Below are 14,180 nucleotides of genomic sequence, written 5' to 3'. Positions count from 1 at the left end.
ACCCCCTTAATCTTTCGGCTCAATCTGGCAAAGTAAAGGATGACCTTGAGATCGAGCGTAATTATTGACTTGGTTCGCTTTGGTTTCCGCAATGTCTCGAGGATAGACCCCAGCTACACCTTTTCCTTCATAATGTACAGTTAGCATCACTTGTGTAGCTTGGTCAAGATTCATTGCAAAGTATTGTTGTAAAATTTCAATTACAAACTCCATTGGAGTATAGTCGTCATTCAATAACACCACTGCATACATCGGTGGGCGCTTCAGTTCAGGAGGTGCAGTCTGGACTGCAAGATCAGCCTCATCATCGTGAAAAGGCTCGTCTGTTAAACGCGGGCTAATATGCCAATCAACCATGCCGGACTCGTAAAAAGAATTTTTGATCTCACTTAAACATTTTGGACGTTTATTGCTTGGCATACGATTTCTATTTCACACTTAATTTGCATTTGCTTCAGTTTTTGGAATCTCTGACAGGACTGTTGACTGGCTTTCAACAGCTTTCCCCTGATCCCAGCTAAAACGGCGAATCACAGGCTTAGCCCCTGAGAGACGCACTTCAATAAATTCTGGTTTGAAGCCTTTAGGCATGGTCCAGCGACCAGTCAAACGTTCATAATTGTCGAAATTAAAGTTTTTATCTTCAAGCGGCACGACCAGAATTTCAGTACCCTTAATCAAACGTAGCTCCACTGTACCAGAGGCGCGATTTTTGCCCGGGCTGACCTGAATCAGATCAATCTGGTATTCGAAGGCATTATCAGGCAAGGCTTTAATCCCCAGATGTTGAACTGTCAGCGCCAGACCACCGCGTTGACGCAAAATCTCACGATAAATCGTACCAACGCTTTCAGCCTGCTCTTGAGCATCACGCGCCTTATTTGCAGCCAGATAAAGATCATTAGCATTGCTAACGGCCAGATCACGTTCCTGTACCGCTGTATTCAGAGATTTATTCAGTGTTTCCAGACTGGTTTTCTGTTTTTGTACTACTTCAACCAATTGTTCTGCATCCGCCTCAAAGCCCACCGCAGTCAAACCTTGCCGATGCCCGACCGTATAGCCCAGCAAGCCACTACCCAGAATCAACACAGCAGCACCGATTACCAAAGGTGTATTGCCTTTCATCAATGGTTTCTTTGTAGATGGTTCCTGGATCGTCATGTTTGACTCATTATTCGGCATTTTGATCTCTGTATACTTTGTTCAAGACACACATTTAAATCCAAATCTAAATGTGTGTGAAGTTCTAATACGTTTTTTATGGTAATAAACCAATATTATTCAAGCCTGCATTTTCTGCAAAGCCGAACATCAGGTTCATGTTCTGTACTGCCTGACCAGCTGCACCTTTGACCAGATTGTCCTGAGCCACCAGAATCACCAGTTTGGCTGGTTGTGGCTTATACAGTGCGATACGCAACTGGTTGGCACCGCGTACCGAACGGGTTTCTGGCGAACTGCCTGCTGGCATCACATCAACAAACTGTTCATTGGCATAGAACTGCTCGTACAGTGACTGCAAGTCAGCTGCCTGACCTGCTTCAGTTAAATCGATATAAATCGTTGATAACATCCCACGAATCATCGGCACCAGATGTGGCACAAACAGGATATGGTCAAACACGCCTTTTTGACCTGAAATGTTTTCTAGTGCTTCTACGATTTCAGGATGGTGACGGTGACCTGCAACGCCATAAGCCTTAAAGTTATCAGCATTTTCAGAATAGATCATGCCCAGGCTGGCTTTACGGCCTGCACCTGATACCCCAGATTTTGCATCGATAATAATGCTTTCTGGTTTTACCAAAGCTTCTGCCGCCTTTAAAACTGGTGCCAAACCAAGCTGAACCGTCGTTGGATAACAGCCCGGATTACCAATTACACTCGCCTGTTTGATCTGGTCACGGTTAAGCTCAGACAGACCATAAACAGAATCTCTTAACACTTCTGGGCAAGCATGTTCCATGCCATACCATTTTTCGAACTGTGCCAGATTTTGCAAACGGAAATCCGCTGCAAGGTCAATTACCTTGGTATTGGCAGCAACAAGTTCTTCAGCATGTTTCATGGCAACGCCATGTGGTGTCGCGAAAAATACTACATCACATGATTTTAATAGATCAAGGCTGAGATCAGAAAACTGAAGATCCGTATGTCCACGCAGACTCGGGAACATGTCATCGACACGGCGGCCTGCTTCAGTACGTGATGTCAGTGCTTTAACCTCTACATTCGGATGTCGCAGTAATAGACGTAAAAGTTCAACGCCTGTATAACCTGTACCACCCACAATACCCACTGAAATCACGATGATTACCTCAAACTAGATGTTTCCTTTATGGGCTGTAGTATGACAGGAACTTGAGGTTTTCTAAACTGTTTCACTAGGGATTGATGGTTTTTTATTTACCCTTTTATTTTGAGTGTTTTTAAAAACTTTGAGAGAATTATGTCTATTGCTTAGGCTATTTGGAAGTGAATAAATACTATCCGAGTTCCTCTAAAGATATTCTTAAGCTGTCCACCAATATGGTATTACGGTATTTTTCAGAATTTTGCGGTGAGTTAAATAGTTTGGATCATGCTTTGCCACTTCCGCCCAGAAACGAGGACTATGGTCAAAATGCCGGGTATGGGCCAGTTCATGCACACATAAATAACGCACGATATTTTCAGGAAACAGAATGATGCCGCTATTTAGCATAATGTCATGTTTGGCCGAACAACTGCCCCATCGTGTTTTCGGCTGGCGAACATTACAAATGTTAAATGATAATCTTGTTTCTTGACTTACTTTGTTCAGATAAACAGGCAGCTGCTCTTTGGCATAAGAAATAATAAAAGCTTTTAAATATCCTTCAGGATTTCGATCACTAATCGACAACTGTAATATTTCAGCATCAAAAAGGAAGTTCTGCTTCTGACTTTGATAAACAATCTGAATGGGTGAAGTCTGATTAAAAAGCTGCAATTCTGCTGGTAAAGATCTATCAATACTTTGATTTTTTTCCTGCTGCAATTTCCAGGTTTTGAGTAGCCAGCTTTCCGCTTGGTCAATAAAATTTTGAATCTGTTTTTTGCTACAAAATACAGGTGCGGTTAAACGGATTTGATCACCCTCTACACGCAGTCTGAGACGTGTTGAGCGAACATTTCGGGTGATTTGGATTTCGGGCAGGTCGTTTAGGGTCATTTTTTATATTTAATCGTTATTTTACTAATCCCCCTCGATCCCCCTTTAATAAAGGGGGAAGTTCAAACTTATAGAAGTTTCGAGGAGCTTTATCAAATTAAAGACTTTTCCCTCCTTTGAAAAAGGAGGGTCAGGGAGGATTTCTTAAATCGCTGTACGCTCTTCAATACCATTATTGGTCGCAACAATCGCAATATCCGCTTTATTGATCGCGAAAATACCGTTACATACGACGCCTGGAATGTCATTAATCGTTTTTTCCAGCTCAAGCGCATTCAGAATATTCAGGTTATGCACATCCAAAATAACATTTCCATTATCAGTCACTACACCTTCACGGTAAGCAGGATCACCACCTAATGCCACCAACTTACGTGCGACTGCTGAACGTGCCATTGGAATCACTTCAACAGGTAATGGGAAATCACGACCCAACTGCTCTACCCATTTCGAATCATCGACGATACATACGAATTTTTTCGCAATCGACGCCACGATTTTTTCACGTGTAAGCGCAGCACCACCACCTTTGATCATGTGCATATGACGGTCAATTTCATCAGCACCATCGACATAGGCATCTAAACCGCCCACGCTATTCATATCAACCACTTCAATGCCTAATTTTTTCAGACGCTGTGCAGTCGCTTCAGAACTTGCAACAGCAGCTTCCAATTGCAGTTCTGGTAAAAGGTCAATTAAAAAGTTAACGGTACTACCTGTACCTACGCCTAAAATGCCCCCTTTTGGTAAGTGTTTTAAAGCCGCTTTGGCTGCAGCTTGTTTTTTCTCATCTTGGGTTGCATATAGACTCATGACATCACTCAACTAATTTGGACTTTTGCAGTAATTTTAAACCGCAAAGCCGTGTGGTTTGTTACAATAGAGTCTTATTTTAAACTGTTAGATGGAAAATTAACATGCTGTCTCGTTTGGTTCGACAAATTTTACAAGCAACGGTCTACGATGTTGCAATCGAAACCCCACTCGAAGCAGCGCCACGAATTAGCGAACGCTTAAATAATAACATTCGCTTTAAACGTGAAGATTTACAACCGGTCTTTTCATTTAAACTACGCGGTGCCTATAACCGTATTAGTCAATTACCAAAATCACAACTCGAACGTGGCGTTATCACAGCTTCAGCAGGCAACCATGCACAAGGCGTGGCACTGTCAGGGAAAAAGCTGGGTATTCGCGCGATTATTGTGATGCCAAAGACCACGCCCGACATTAAAGTCCAAGCAGTAAAACGTTTAGGGGGTGAAGTAGTATTACATGGTGATTCATTTGACGTTGCCAACAAATATGCCATTCAGCGTGCCCAAGAAGATGGCATGACTTTCATTCCGCCTTATGACGACGAACTGGTGATGGCAGGTCAAGGTACGATTGCCAATGAAATCCTGCGTCAATGGCGCGATGTAGAATATGTCTTTGTTGCAGTTGGCGGTGGCGGCCTGATCGCAGGTGTTGCAGCTTACTTAGGTGATGTTGCACCGCATGTCAAAGTGATTCCTGTAGAATATGAAGAATCTGCATGTTTAAAAGCCGCTTTTGATGTAAATGACCGCGTAATTTTGCCATCAGTGGGTTTATTTGCCGATGGTACTGCTGTGGCACAAATCGGTGAAAAACCATTTGATGTGATCCGTTTACAAAAATCAGATAACTCTGGCCCGCTCGTAGAACCAGAAGTCGTACTGGTCAATACCGATGAAGTCTGTGCAGCAATTAAAGATACTTATGATGAATGCCGTAGCATCGTAGAGCCGTCAGGTGCAATGGCATTGGCTGGTATCAAAAAATATGTAGCAGAACACGGCATTGAAGGCAAAAACATCGTATCGATTGTTTGCGGTGCGAACATGAACTTCGACCGTTTACGTTATATCGCTGAACGTACAGAACTCGGCGAACGCAAAGAAGCTATCTTTGCCGTAACTATTCCAGAAGAAAAAGGTTCATTCCTGAAATTCTGCCGTGCACTACAAGGCCGTAATATCACAGAGTTTAACTACCGTTCAAGTGATGCTTCTGCAGCTCAGGTCTTTGTCGGTATCAGCCTGAAAAATGGTGAAAAAGAACGTCAGGAAATCTATGAAAACCTGAAATTCGACTACGATGTTGATGATCTGTCTGATGACGAAGTCGCAAAACTACATATCCGTTACCTGATTGGCGGTCATGCCGATATTGAAAATGAACGCCTGTTCCGCGTGGAATTCCCGGAACGTCCAGGTGCCCTGCTAATGTTCCTAGAACGTCTTGGCCCAACGCATAACATCACCCTGTTCCATTACCGTAACCACGGCGCTGCAGAAGGTCGCGTACTGGTCGGTCTGGAGGCAGAAGATGCCCAGCAGAATCCAGATGGTTTGATTGAGACATTGGAAAGCATTACTTATCCATATGAAGAAATCACCAACAACCTAGGTTATCAGCGTTTCTTGAAATAATCAGTTTGATATAAACCGCCTTTCGAGGCGGTTTTTTTATGTCCAGCTAAAAAAATGTATGAAGTATTTATGTAAGGCCAGATAGCTGAAAACTATAAAAACCTTTAAGATACGTACTTAGACATGAACTGATTTGAAATAAAAAAGATTTAGGGAAATATGCATGGCATTATTTGCAGTCATTGGGCTGGGCAGCTTCGGTGCAACAGTGGCGACTCAACTGATCAGCCTGAAACATGATGTGATTGGAATCGACCTCGATAAAAAATATGTGGAAAATATTTCCGATCAGCTTACCCATGCGGTGATTGCCGATGCAACCGATGAGCATGTTCTGGATGAACTGGATATCCAGCGCTGTGAAGCAGTCGTAGTCGCAATTGGTGAAGATATTGAAGCCAGTATTCTGTGTGTACTGCATCTGAAAAATATGGGTGTAAAGAAAATCTGGGCCAAAGCCAAATCCAAAGCCCACCATATGATTTTGACTCATCTGAATGTCGAAAAAATTATTCATCCTGAAGAAGATATGGGCGTCCGTGTGGCACAATCACTCAGCTATCCGATGGTTAGCCGTTATATGTCACTTGAAGACGATCACTATATTGTCAAAATTGAGATTCATGCCAATCATCATGACACTCCTTTACGCCAGTTAATGAACCAGGTTCCCGAAATTAAAGTTCTTTTGCATAAACGCGGCACTGAAATACAGCATATCGTAGATCTTGAGCTGTTACTTAAAGAAGGTGACATTCTGGTAGTGGAAGGATTGCTAGAACCTTTACGCCGTTTGTCCAAGCATTTTAAGGCCATATGAAAAGCTCAAATTTAAACCAGAACAGGATTGTTAATCTCAGTCCACCGAGTCTGTTGGCCTTAGGTTTTCTCGGACTGATTTTTATTGGTTCTTTATTACTGATGCTGCCCTTTTCCCATCAAACTGAAATTAGCTGGTTAGAAGCGATTTTTACAGCTACTTCTGCAGTGACGATTACCGGGCTATCTGTGGTCAATGTTGGTGAAGCTTATACACCCTTTGGGCAGGTCGTGATTATGTTTCTGCTGCAATGTGGTGGCCTCGGTTTTATGACCTTTGCCATACTTGCCTTCATGAGCCTGTCTCCTAAACTTGGTTTAAGACAGCAAGTGATGGCACAGGAATCTATTGGCCAGACCAGTTTGAAGAAAGTCAGTTTTACCATTAAAGCGGTATTCCTATATTCCCTGTTTTTCGAAGCGATTGGCACCCTAATTTTAACCTTGGCTTGGCTGGAAGATTATCCTTTTGGTGAAGCGCTGTTTTACGCAGCTTTCTATAGTGTTTCTGCGTTTAATAATGGCGGATTTTCCCTTTTCCCCAATAGCTTGATGAGCTTTTCCGGCCAGTATTTCGTGACCTTTACGATCAGCATGCTGTATATCATTGGCGGGATCGGTTTTCTGGTTCTGATGGATGTAAAACAGAATAAAAGCTGGCGCAAGCTTAGCCCGAATAGCAAGCTGATTCTAACGACGATTATGGGCCTTAACCTGAGTGCTTTTATTGTACTCTGGCTATTAGAAGCCTCTAATCCACAGACTTTAGCGCTGATGAGTGTAGGTGATCAGGCACTCAATGCCTGGTTCCATGCCACTGTTCCCCGCTCTTCGGGTTTTTATAGTCTGCCCATGGACCAGATGAGCGATGCCTCAAGTCTAGTCACCATTTTTTTAATGTTTATTGGTGGCGGCTCCTTAAGTACGGCGGGTGGAATTAAAGTTGGTACGTTTATTATTGTGGTGATCAGCGTAATCAGTTTTCTACGCCGTGAAGATGAAATTCGCTTGTTCAACCATTCTATTTCTGAGAAAACTACTTTTAAAGCCTTAGCGGTTGTGTGTATTACCGCAGGTCTGGTCATGACCGGCTTTATGAGTTTACTCATTCTAGAACCCGATCATGATTTTTTAGACTTGCTATTTGAAGCAGTTTCTGCCGCCTGTACAGTTGGATTAACACGTGGTGTCACTGGAGAATTACAACCAGCGAGTTTAATCATTCTGATGCTTATGATGTATGCGGGTCGTCTAGGACCTTTGACCCTTGCCTATTTAATTGCAACACCGAAGAAAAGCCGTCTTAAACATCCGCCTTCAGAAATTCAGATTGGTTAAGATTTAAATGAATAGGTATAAGCAAAAAAACCACGCCTAAGCGTGGTTTTTTATATGAAACAGATTAATACCAATTCATTAAGGATACACCCAAGCCCACATAGGTCGCACGGTGATTATAATCAATCAGACTTTCACCATAACCATCAAAGAGCTGGAATTGACCGCGTAGACGCCCACTGATCGGAAATGACCAGTCAAACTGTACTGCACCACGGTTATCATCACCACCTTTTAGCGTATGACGCAACATCAGGGAAAAATCGTGGGCATTATGACGATAAAACGCAGTTAAATCCCCACGCCCGATATAGTTTTTAATCTCGGGATTATTGTCATCAGCCCGGTCTTCTTCAATACGATACCAAGGGCGCAGCATCATGGCGAAGTTGTCTTTTTCAAAACCGAGATTCAGCATTACCCGGTTCCAGCTACGAGATAATGGATCCGAACGGCCATTAGACTGGTGATTAAGCGTCAATCCCAGCATACGCCAGTTCAAACCAAACAGATCATAATTGGTGCGGAAGATCAGGCTTGCTTCAGGCTCATAATTGGTTTCACGAAATGGTCGGGACTCTTCCGAGTTATATACCTGCCAGCGTGAAGACTGGGTATAACCCAGCCAGAGATCCCCGTTATCACCCAGAATATTTTCAACCGCCTTGGTTTTTAAAGATAACTGGAATTTCCCTTCAATCGAGGTCAAATTCTGGTCTTCTTTAACCGTGTTATTTGGGTTTTCGCTTTGCGGAAACTCGTTTTTCTTGGAAGTCCAGAATCCTGGCATCAGATAAATCGGCTGATAGGAACGGATATTCCAAGTACCCAGTTTACTTTCCGGCGACAGTTCCCAACGACTATCCAGCAAGGATAAAGCCGGAGTCAGCTTTGATCCTTCAGAAGCATAGATATTGGAAACGGTCTGTTCAATTTTCGCTTTGAGGTTATCGGGTTCAGGCGCAATTTCTATGACTGCACGCCGTTCAGAAACAATCTCAGGCTTACTATCAGCCGGTATTTTAAATACCGCATCATAACAGGCCAAGCGTTCTGAATTAGTTTCAACCGCGGAGCAAGCCTCCGCCGTTGCCGGCATCGGACTACTCGCTACAGTTTTATCTTCCGCATTTACTTGCGTCCCAACTACACAGCCAAGCAAAACGCCCAGCTGCAAAGTTGAGCGCTTAATAGAATTAAGCGCCATCCTCTATCCTCATTGTTTTTATTTATTGAACTTGCTGAATTGTAAAGCCGAGTTGTTCTAAAGTTTCTCGTTTGGCAAATGGCGCAACCACCGCTTTTGAAGCTTGCTGTTCAACCAGATAAGTCTGTGCGACACGTTTCAAATCATCTAAAGTGACATGCAACAAACGTTCCCGAAGCTGTTTACGGAACGCTGGTGTACGTTGATGTAAATAGGCATAACAGGCGGTAATCGCTTCACCTGCTGGTGAACCCGGTTTGTCCATACTAGCAATTAAACCCAAGATGGCTTCTTCCAGCTGATGCGGTTGTTGAGGTGCGTTAAGTAACCATTGGATACTTGCATCAAAGTCCTGGAAAGTTTCTGCTAAGCGTGGATCGCGATAACTATAGAAGCGGAATGAACATGCATTGCCGTCATAGCTTGCGCCACCACCATAAGCACCGCCTTTTTCACGGATTGCGCTATGCAGATAACCATTACGCAAGTAGCCTGCCAATACCATCAAGGCAGCAGCATCAGGATGTGAAACTTCCACCGCAGGATAAGCTGCTGCACAGAACTGCACATTAGTCTGAATCAACCAGGCTTCATCATTGCTATGATTAACTTTTTCAACCTGAGTCAATTCTGCAGGTGCGGTATTCACTTCCAGTTTGTCCCACACGTTTTGAATTTCTTCAATCAGACGCTCAGACTGCTGTTCTTCACATACCAACAGGAATTGTTTTGGTGCTTGCAGCAAGACTGCATGAATGCGTTTTAATTCATCAATCATGGCGTCATAAGCTGCTGGCTCTTTTTCAGCCTGATTGACCAAGTTAATCAGCCAGTTCAAAGCACCCAGACCGGTATTATGATAATCACGCAAGGCTAGAGCGCTATGCTGACGTGATGCCACTTGCATCGCATAGCTATGACCCGAACCGGAAATACGTGATTGCCAGCGAGTTTTACGCTGTTGTAATAACTCAATAATACGGCCTTTTTCATCAAAGCGTAGCTGCTCAAAACCGATCTTTAACAGACGGATCGCATCCAGATGGCTAGCCAAAGATTTAGTCGTTAAAGTTAACCACGCACTGATCTTGTTTTTGTCATCCACTTTAGAACGCAATGAAGCGCCCATGCCCAGACCACCACTGACTGCTGTTTGCAGTTGCTGGAATTGCAGGTAATCATATTCACCCGCACCGACTTCACCCATTAAAATAGACAATAGGTTGAAATACGGTGATTGCACCACTTCATCTGGAATTTTCACCAATACCTGTTGGTAATAAATCCCATTAGTACCTGCATGATAAAGATTCAACGGCGTATCTACGCGGTTACAGATAATCTCACGCAACTGGCCTTGAACAATCTGCAATTCCGCAGGCACATCTTCCAGACCGACTTTAGGTAACAGATTCAAATCGTCTGGGGTATCTTGGCGGATCTTTAATGCTTCAGTTTGGGCATTGATCTCTGCTTTTTGCTCTTCAGTTAAAGCTTTACCAATTTCAGCCAGACGTGCTTTTTCTTCTTCCGCTTCTTTGGTAGATTTGCTTGCATCTGGAACTAAAGTCAGTTGAACACGGTGCGGGTTATCTAAAAGATGATCTTTAATCAGATTTGATAACCACATTGGATCCTGTAGCTCTTCTTTTACTGAAGCAATCGCAGAATCAACATCCCAGACTTCAACCGGATCACGATGATGAATTGCACTGCTTAAACCGCTCAAGATCAGGCTTAGACCATAAGGTGTACCATCACCATTGATTTCACGCTGATGCAGCTCAATCTGATGCAGGATCGCATCTACTGCCTGTTGATCAACAGGTTTAGATGCAACATCTTCCAGAACTTTGAAAACACCATTTTTGAATTCTTCAGCATGTTCAGGATTTGAACCTTGAACCGCACAGTAGAAAGTCATTTCAAAGTTGGAATCATCTACGCCCATGAATGGACCAGTTGACTGTGCATAACCACAGGTTTCCAAGTAATGACGTAGTGGAGATGCTGAATCTTCCAGCAAAATCCCTTCAACCAGACGCAAGCCTAAACGTAGCTTGATATCACTCGCCTCCGGCAATAACCATGACAATACGTGATAAGTCTTGTCCTTCAGATCCTCAGCATCAACTGCATAGGTTTCTGTTACATTGAGTGGCGCAGTTAAACGGGTTTCTGGCGTTGAATAAAGTGTTTCACCTTTTCCAAATTTAGACAGCGCCAGATTTTCAAACTGTTCCTGTAACTCAGCAGCAGACTTATTGCCAAAGGTCATAAATACAGCATTACTTGGATGGTAATGCGTTTTATAGAAGTTGACCAGCTCCTCATAAGTCAGGTCTGGAATATCTTTAGGATCGCCGCCTGAGTTGTAGTGATAAGTGGTGTCCGGGAATAAGTGATGCGCCAAAGTATGATAAAGCTGATCTGAAGGTGAGCTCATTGCCCCTTTCATTTCATTAAATACCACGCCTTTATATACCGGTTCGCCATTTTCCAGTTCAATACGGATACCTTCCTGAGCAAAATCCAGCGGATTCAGGTTCGCAGCGAAAGCCGCATCCATATACACTTCTAATAAGTTCTGGAAGTCTTTATCGTTTTGAGTTGCGAATGGATAAGCCGTCCAGTCTGCCGCTGTAAAGGCATTCATAAAAGTATTAAGCGAACGGCGAATCATCAGAAAGAACGGATCACGTACCGGGAATTTTTCTGAACCGCACAGTGCAGTATGTTCCAGAATGTGCGCTTCACCTTTTGAATCCATTGGCTGAGTGCGAAACGCAACCAGAAAAACATTTTCATCATGATTGGTCGCCAGATGATAATGGGTGGCGCCAGTCACTTTATGCTTATATTCAGACACTAAAATGTCTAAAGCTTCAACATGTTGTTGACGTACCAACTGAAACGCAGGATGTACAGTTTGAGAAATGGTTTCAGTGACATCTACAGTCATGCGATCTCCTAATGCTTAAATTAAAAAATTATTATTCGCATTATAGCTGTAGTTGTTTGAATTATTCACGCAGAAAACCGAGGATTTTGATCGAATTAAGTAAACCTGATCATCTGATTTTTAAATGATCAGGTCTGGCAATGATCTCTAGATCATATACTTGAAATAGTTATAACTCGGGTGATTTTCAACAAAGACGTAGTTCTGTTTCTGATAGAAACTGGCTGCCAGTTTGGTATCGGTCTGTAAACAAAGTGCTGAATAAAATGGGCGTGCCAATTGCTCCAGATAAGCCAGAAGCTGCTTACCTACACCATGTTGACGATATTTTGGATGCACATAGAAACGACGTACTCGGCCGATTCTTTCTTCAATGCCGTTATCACCCCATTGCTGGTTTAAGCCGCCACAGGCAATCAGCTTAATGCCATCATAGGCACAGGCCAGAAATTCATTATTTTGACTGAAACAGTTTTTTCCAGTGCGGTATTCTTCAATTAACTTATCAATCAGGTCATAACCTTCTTTACGCGCCAGTGTCGCTAGAGTGTCAATCTGATCAGGGAGTTGCTCGGCTGTTACAATCTTAATATCCATATACCCACACCACTGTTTTAGATGATTGTTCAAATGTCGCACCAGTATAACTGCTTGGTACTCTAATCTTATAAATAAAATCCAACCTTTAAATCAATGCCTGTACTCTCCACCGTTTAAAAATAAACCAATTCTTAGACCAAAGATTCAAGCTGAATAAGTTACAGTATTTTTTAAAGTATTCTGAAAATGTTTCAGTGAACTACAGCAAACCCGAGCAATCGTGTAAACTTAGCACTTTCATTTTTAATGTGATATTTGAATATGTCTACTGTTGACCTTTTTGCGATTGGCAATGCGCTGATTGACCAGGAATTTAAAGTTTCTGATGAGTTTTTAACTGCACATCACTTGCAAAAAGGCACCATGCAACTTGCGGATGGTGAAGCTCAGGCTACTCTGTATCAAAATTTAAAAGCAACTCAAACCTATAAAGGTCAGGCTTCAGGCGGTTCAGCAGCCAATACTACGGTTGCATTTGCAGCTTTGGGCGGCTCTGCATTCTATGCCTGCCGTGTCGGTGATGATGATCTGGGGCATATCTATCTGCATGGCTTAAATGAAGCTGGCATTAAAACTACAACCCAATCGATCAGCGAAGGTGTAACTGGCACCTGTATGGTTCTGGTCAGCCCAGATTCTGAACGTACCATGCATACCTATTTAGGTATTACTGCTGAACTCACAGATAAACAGATTGATTTCCAGCCATTAACAACCGCTAAATGGCTCTATATCGAAGGTTATCTGTCCACATCAGAAACAGCGCGTCAGGCCGTAAAACAGGCGCGTGAAATTGCCAAAGCCAATGGGGTTAAAATCGCATTTACTCTTTCTGACCCTGCCATGGTGCAATATGCCCGTGCCGGTCTAGATGAAATGATTGCAGATGGTGTAGATCTCTTATTCTGCAACCAGCAAGAAGCATTGATGTACACCGAAACAGATACCATCGAAGCAGCTTTGGCTAAACTCAAAGAATTAAGCCAATACGTTGTCATTACAATGTCAGCTGAGGGTGCGCTTATTTCTAATAATGGTGAAAGCTTTACTGTACCGGGCCGTGCTGTAACTGCAGTAGATGCCAATGGTGCTGGCGATGCTTTTGCGGGTGCTTTTTTATATGCACTTAACGCAGGTCTTGGCTTAAAAACAGCAGCAGAACTGGCAATTTTAGTGTCTAGCCAAGTGGTAGCGCAATTTGGTCCACGTCTGGCTGTTTCAGAATACGCAGCATTATTGAAAGATGTTCTTAAGGAATGTGCTTAATGTTTAAAATTTGCATGACTGACGATATTCCAGAGCGTGAAGCACGCTCTTTTGAACTTCCAAATGGGGATACAATTTTTATCACCCAGCGTGATGGTTCGTTTTATGCTTACCAGAATATTTGTCCACATTTACAGGTAGAACTGGAATTTCTGGAAAACCAGTTTCTGGACCGTGATCAGGAGTTTATTGAATGCTCTACTCATGGTGCGCTGTTCGTAGTAGAAAGCGGTGAATGTATTTCTGGACCTTGCCAAGGTCAATCACTTGAAAAAGTTGATATTACCGTGCATTCTGATGGCGGAATTTATCTTTCAGAATAATAGCTAAAAC

At 42.9% G+C, this 14,180-nt stretch carries 13 protein-coding genes; 5 read left to right on the top strand and 8 right to left on the bottom strand.

Going from position 1 to position 14,180, the window contains the following annotated elements; translation table 11 throughout:
- Positions 1-6 precede the first annotated feature (6 nt).
- From clpS to rpiA, 5 genes are all read right to left on the bottom strand, one after another.
- Positions 7-420 carry an ATP-dependent Clp protease adapter ClpS gene (gene clpS / locus FOC32_RS11455; RefSeq protein ID WP_175967516.1) on the bottom strand — a complete coding sequence of 138 codons (414 nt, stop codon included), beginning with the start codon at positions 418-420 and terminating at the stop codon, positions 7-9.
- Positions 421-438: 18 nt separating this feature from the next.
- A complete protein-coding gene (locus FOC32_RS11450; protein ID WP_175967514.1) occupies positions 439-1,185 on the bottom strand; it encodes a DUF6776 family protein in 747 nt (248 codons plus the stop codon).
- A gap of 76 nt (positions 1,186-1,261) precedes the next feature.
- Positions 1,262-2,317, bottom strand: a complete 1,056-nt coding sequence (gene argC / locus FOC32_RS11445; protein ID WP_175968211.1) for an N-acetyl-gamma-glutamyl-phosphate reductase — start codon at positions 2,315-2,317, stop codon at positions 1,262-1,264.
- A 198-nt stretch (positions 2,318-2,515) separates the two neighbouring features.
- On the bottom strand, positions 2,516-3,196 hold the full coding sequence (locus FOC32_RS11440; protein WP_175967512.1) for a M48 family metallopeptidase: 681 nt from the start codon (positions 3,194-3,196) through the stop codon (positions 2,516-2,518).
- A gap of 144 nt (positions 3,197-3,340) precedes the next feature.
- Positions 3,341-4,012 carry a ribose-5-phosphate isomerase RpiA gene (gene rpiA / locus FOC32_RS11435; protein WP_159122734.1) on the bottom strand — a complete coding sequence of 224 codons (672 nt, stop codon included), beginning with the start codon at positions 4,010-4,012 and terminating at the stop codon, positions 3,341-3,343.
- 104 nt (positions 4,013-4,116) lie between these two features.
- Between rpiA and ilvA the strand changes: the two genes are divergently transcribed.
- From ilvA to FOC32_RS11420, 3 genes are all read left to right on the top strand, one after another.
- Positions 4,117-5,655 (top strand): threonine ammonia-lyase, biosynthetic, encoded by a 1,539-nt coding sequence (gene ilvA, locus FOC32_RS11430; protein WP_175967510.1) that lies wholly within the window; start codon positions 4,117-4,119, stop codon positions 5,653-5,655.
- Positions 5,656-5,818: 163 nt separating this feature from the next.
- Positions 5,819-6,475 (top strand): potassium channel family protein, encoded by a 657-nt coding sequence (locus FOC32_RS11425; protein ID WP_125278300.1) that lies wholly within the window; start codon positions 5,819-5,821, stop codon positions 6,473-6,475.
- Positions 6,472-7,812: a TrkH family potassium uptake protein gene (locus FOC32_RS11420; protein ID WP_175967508.1), complete on the top strand. Its 1,341-nt coding sequence runs from the start codon at positions 6,472-6,474 to the stop codon at positions 7,810-7,812. The genes FOC32_RS11425 and FOC32_RS11420 overlap by 4 nt, the downstream gene beginning before the upstream one ends.
- A 64-nt stretch (positions 7,813-7,876) precedes the next feature.
- Here FOC32_RS11420 and FOC32_RS11415 read toward each other — a convergent pair whose 3' ends face one another.
- The 3 genes from FOC32_RS11415 to FOC32_RS11405 form a co-directional block, all read right to left on the bottom strand.
- Positions 7,877-9,019: a phospholipase A gene (locus FOC32_RS11415; protein ID WP_175967506.1), complete on the bottom strand. Its 1,143-nt coding sequence runs from the start codon at positions 9,017-9,019 to the stop codon at positions 7,877-7,879.
- Positions 9,020-9,041: 22 nt separating this feature from the next.
- Positions 9,042-11,981, bottom strand: coding sequence for an insulinase family protein (locus FOC32_RS11410; RefSeq protein ID WP_175967504.1), 2,940 nt, complete (start codon positions 11,979-11,981; stop codon positions 9,042-9,044).
- Between the two features lie 147 nt (positions 11,982-12,128).
- Positions 12,129-12,578 (bottom strand): GNAT family N-acetyltransferase, encoded by a 450-nt coding sequence (locus tag FOC32_RS11405; RefSeq protein ID WP_175967502.1) that lies wholly within the window; start codon positions 12,576-12,578, stop codon positions 12,129-12,131.
- Positions 12,579-12,842: 264 nt separating this feature from the next.
- Between FOC32_RS11405 and FOC32_RS11400 the strand changes: the two genes are divergently transcribed.
- Complete coding sequence (locus FOC32_RS11400) at positions 12,843-13,847, top strand: adenosine kinase (protein ID WP_175967500.1); 1,005 nt, start codon at positions 12,843-12,845, stop codon at positions 13,845-13,847.
- 14 nt (positions 13,848-13,861) lie between these two features.
- Positions 13,862-14,170 (top strand): Rieske (2Fe-2S) protein, encoded by a 309-nt coding sequence (locus tag FOC32_RS11395; RefSeq protein ID WP_373684488.1) that lies wholly within the window; start codon positions 13,862-13,864, stop codon positions 14,168-14,170.
- The last annotated feature ends 10 nt before the right edge of the window (positions 14,171-14,180 follow it).

The organism is Acinetobacter sp. FDAARGOS_724 (genome assembly GCF_013364475.1).
GTDB lineage: Bacteria > Pseudomonadota > Gammaproteobacteria > Pseudomonadales > Moraxellaceae > Acinetobacter > Acinetobacter variabilis.
The sequence above is the reverse complement of the archived record's forward strand: the minus strand, read 5'-3'. Positions and strand labels throughout refer to the sequence as shown.

Bases quoted from the DNA above. Each gene is read 5' to 3' on its own strand.
- clpS (WP_175967516.1), bottom strand. From the start codon at position 420: ATGCCAAGCAATAAACGTCCAAAATGTTTAAGTGAGATCAAAAATTCT.
- FOC32_RS11450 (WP_175967514.1), bottom strand. From the start codon at position 1,185: ATGCCGAATAATGAGTCAAACATGACGATCCAGGAACCATCTACAAAG.
- FOC32_RS11440 (WP_175967512.1), bottom strand. From the start codon at position 3,196: ATGACCCTAAACGACCTGCCCGAAATCCAAATCACCCGAAATGTTCGC.
- rpiA (WP_159122734.1), bottom strand. From the start codon at position 4,012: ATGAGTCTATATGCAACCCAAGATGAGAAAAAACAAGCTGCAGCCAAA.
- ilvA (WP_175967510.1), top strand. From the start codon at position 4,117: ATGCTGTCTCGTTTGGTTCGACAAATTTTACAAGCAACGGTCTACGAT.
- FOC32_RS11425 (WP_125278300.1), top strand. From the start codon at position 5,819: ATGGCATTATTTGCAGTCATTGGGCTGGGCAGCTTCGGTGCAACAGTG.
- FOC32_RS11420 (WP_175967508.1), top strand. From the start codon at position 6,472: ATGAAAAGCTCAAATTTAAACCAGAACAGGATTGTTAATCTCAGTCCA.
- FOC32_RS11415 (WP_175967506.1), bottom strand. From the start codon at position 9,019: ATGGCGCTTAATTCTATTAAGCGCTCAACTTTGCAGCTGGGCGTTTTG.
- FOC32_RS11410 (WP_175967504.1), bottom strand. From the start codon at position 11,981: ATGACTGTAGATGTCACTGAAACCATTTCTCAAACTGTACATCCTGCG.
- FOC32_RS11405 (WP_175967502.1), bottom strand. From the start codon at position 12,578: ATGGATATTAAGATTGTAACAGCCGAGCAACTCCCTGATCAGATTGAC.
- FOC32_RS11400 (WP_175967500.1), top strand. From the start codon at position 12,843: ATGTCTACTGTTGACCTTTTTGCGATTGGCAATGCGCTGATTGACCAG.
- FOC32_RS11395 (WP_373684488.1), top strand. From the start codon at position 13,862: ATGACTGACGATATTCCAGAGCGTGAAGCACGCTCTTTTGAACTTCCA.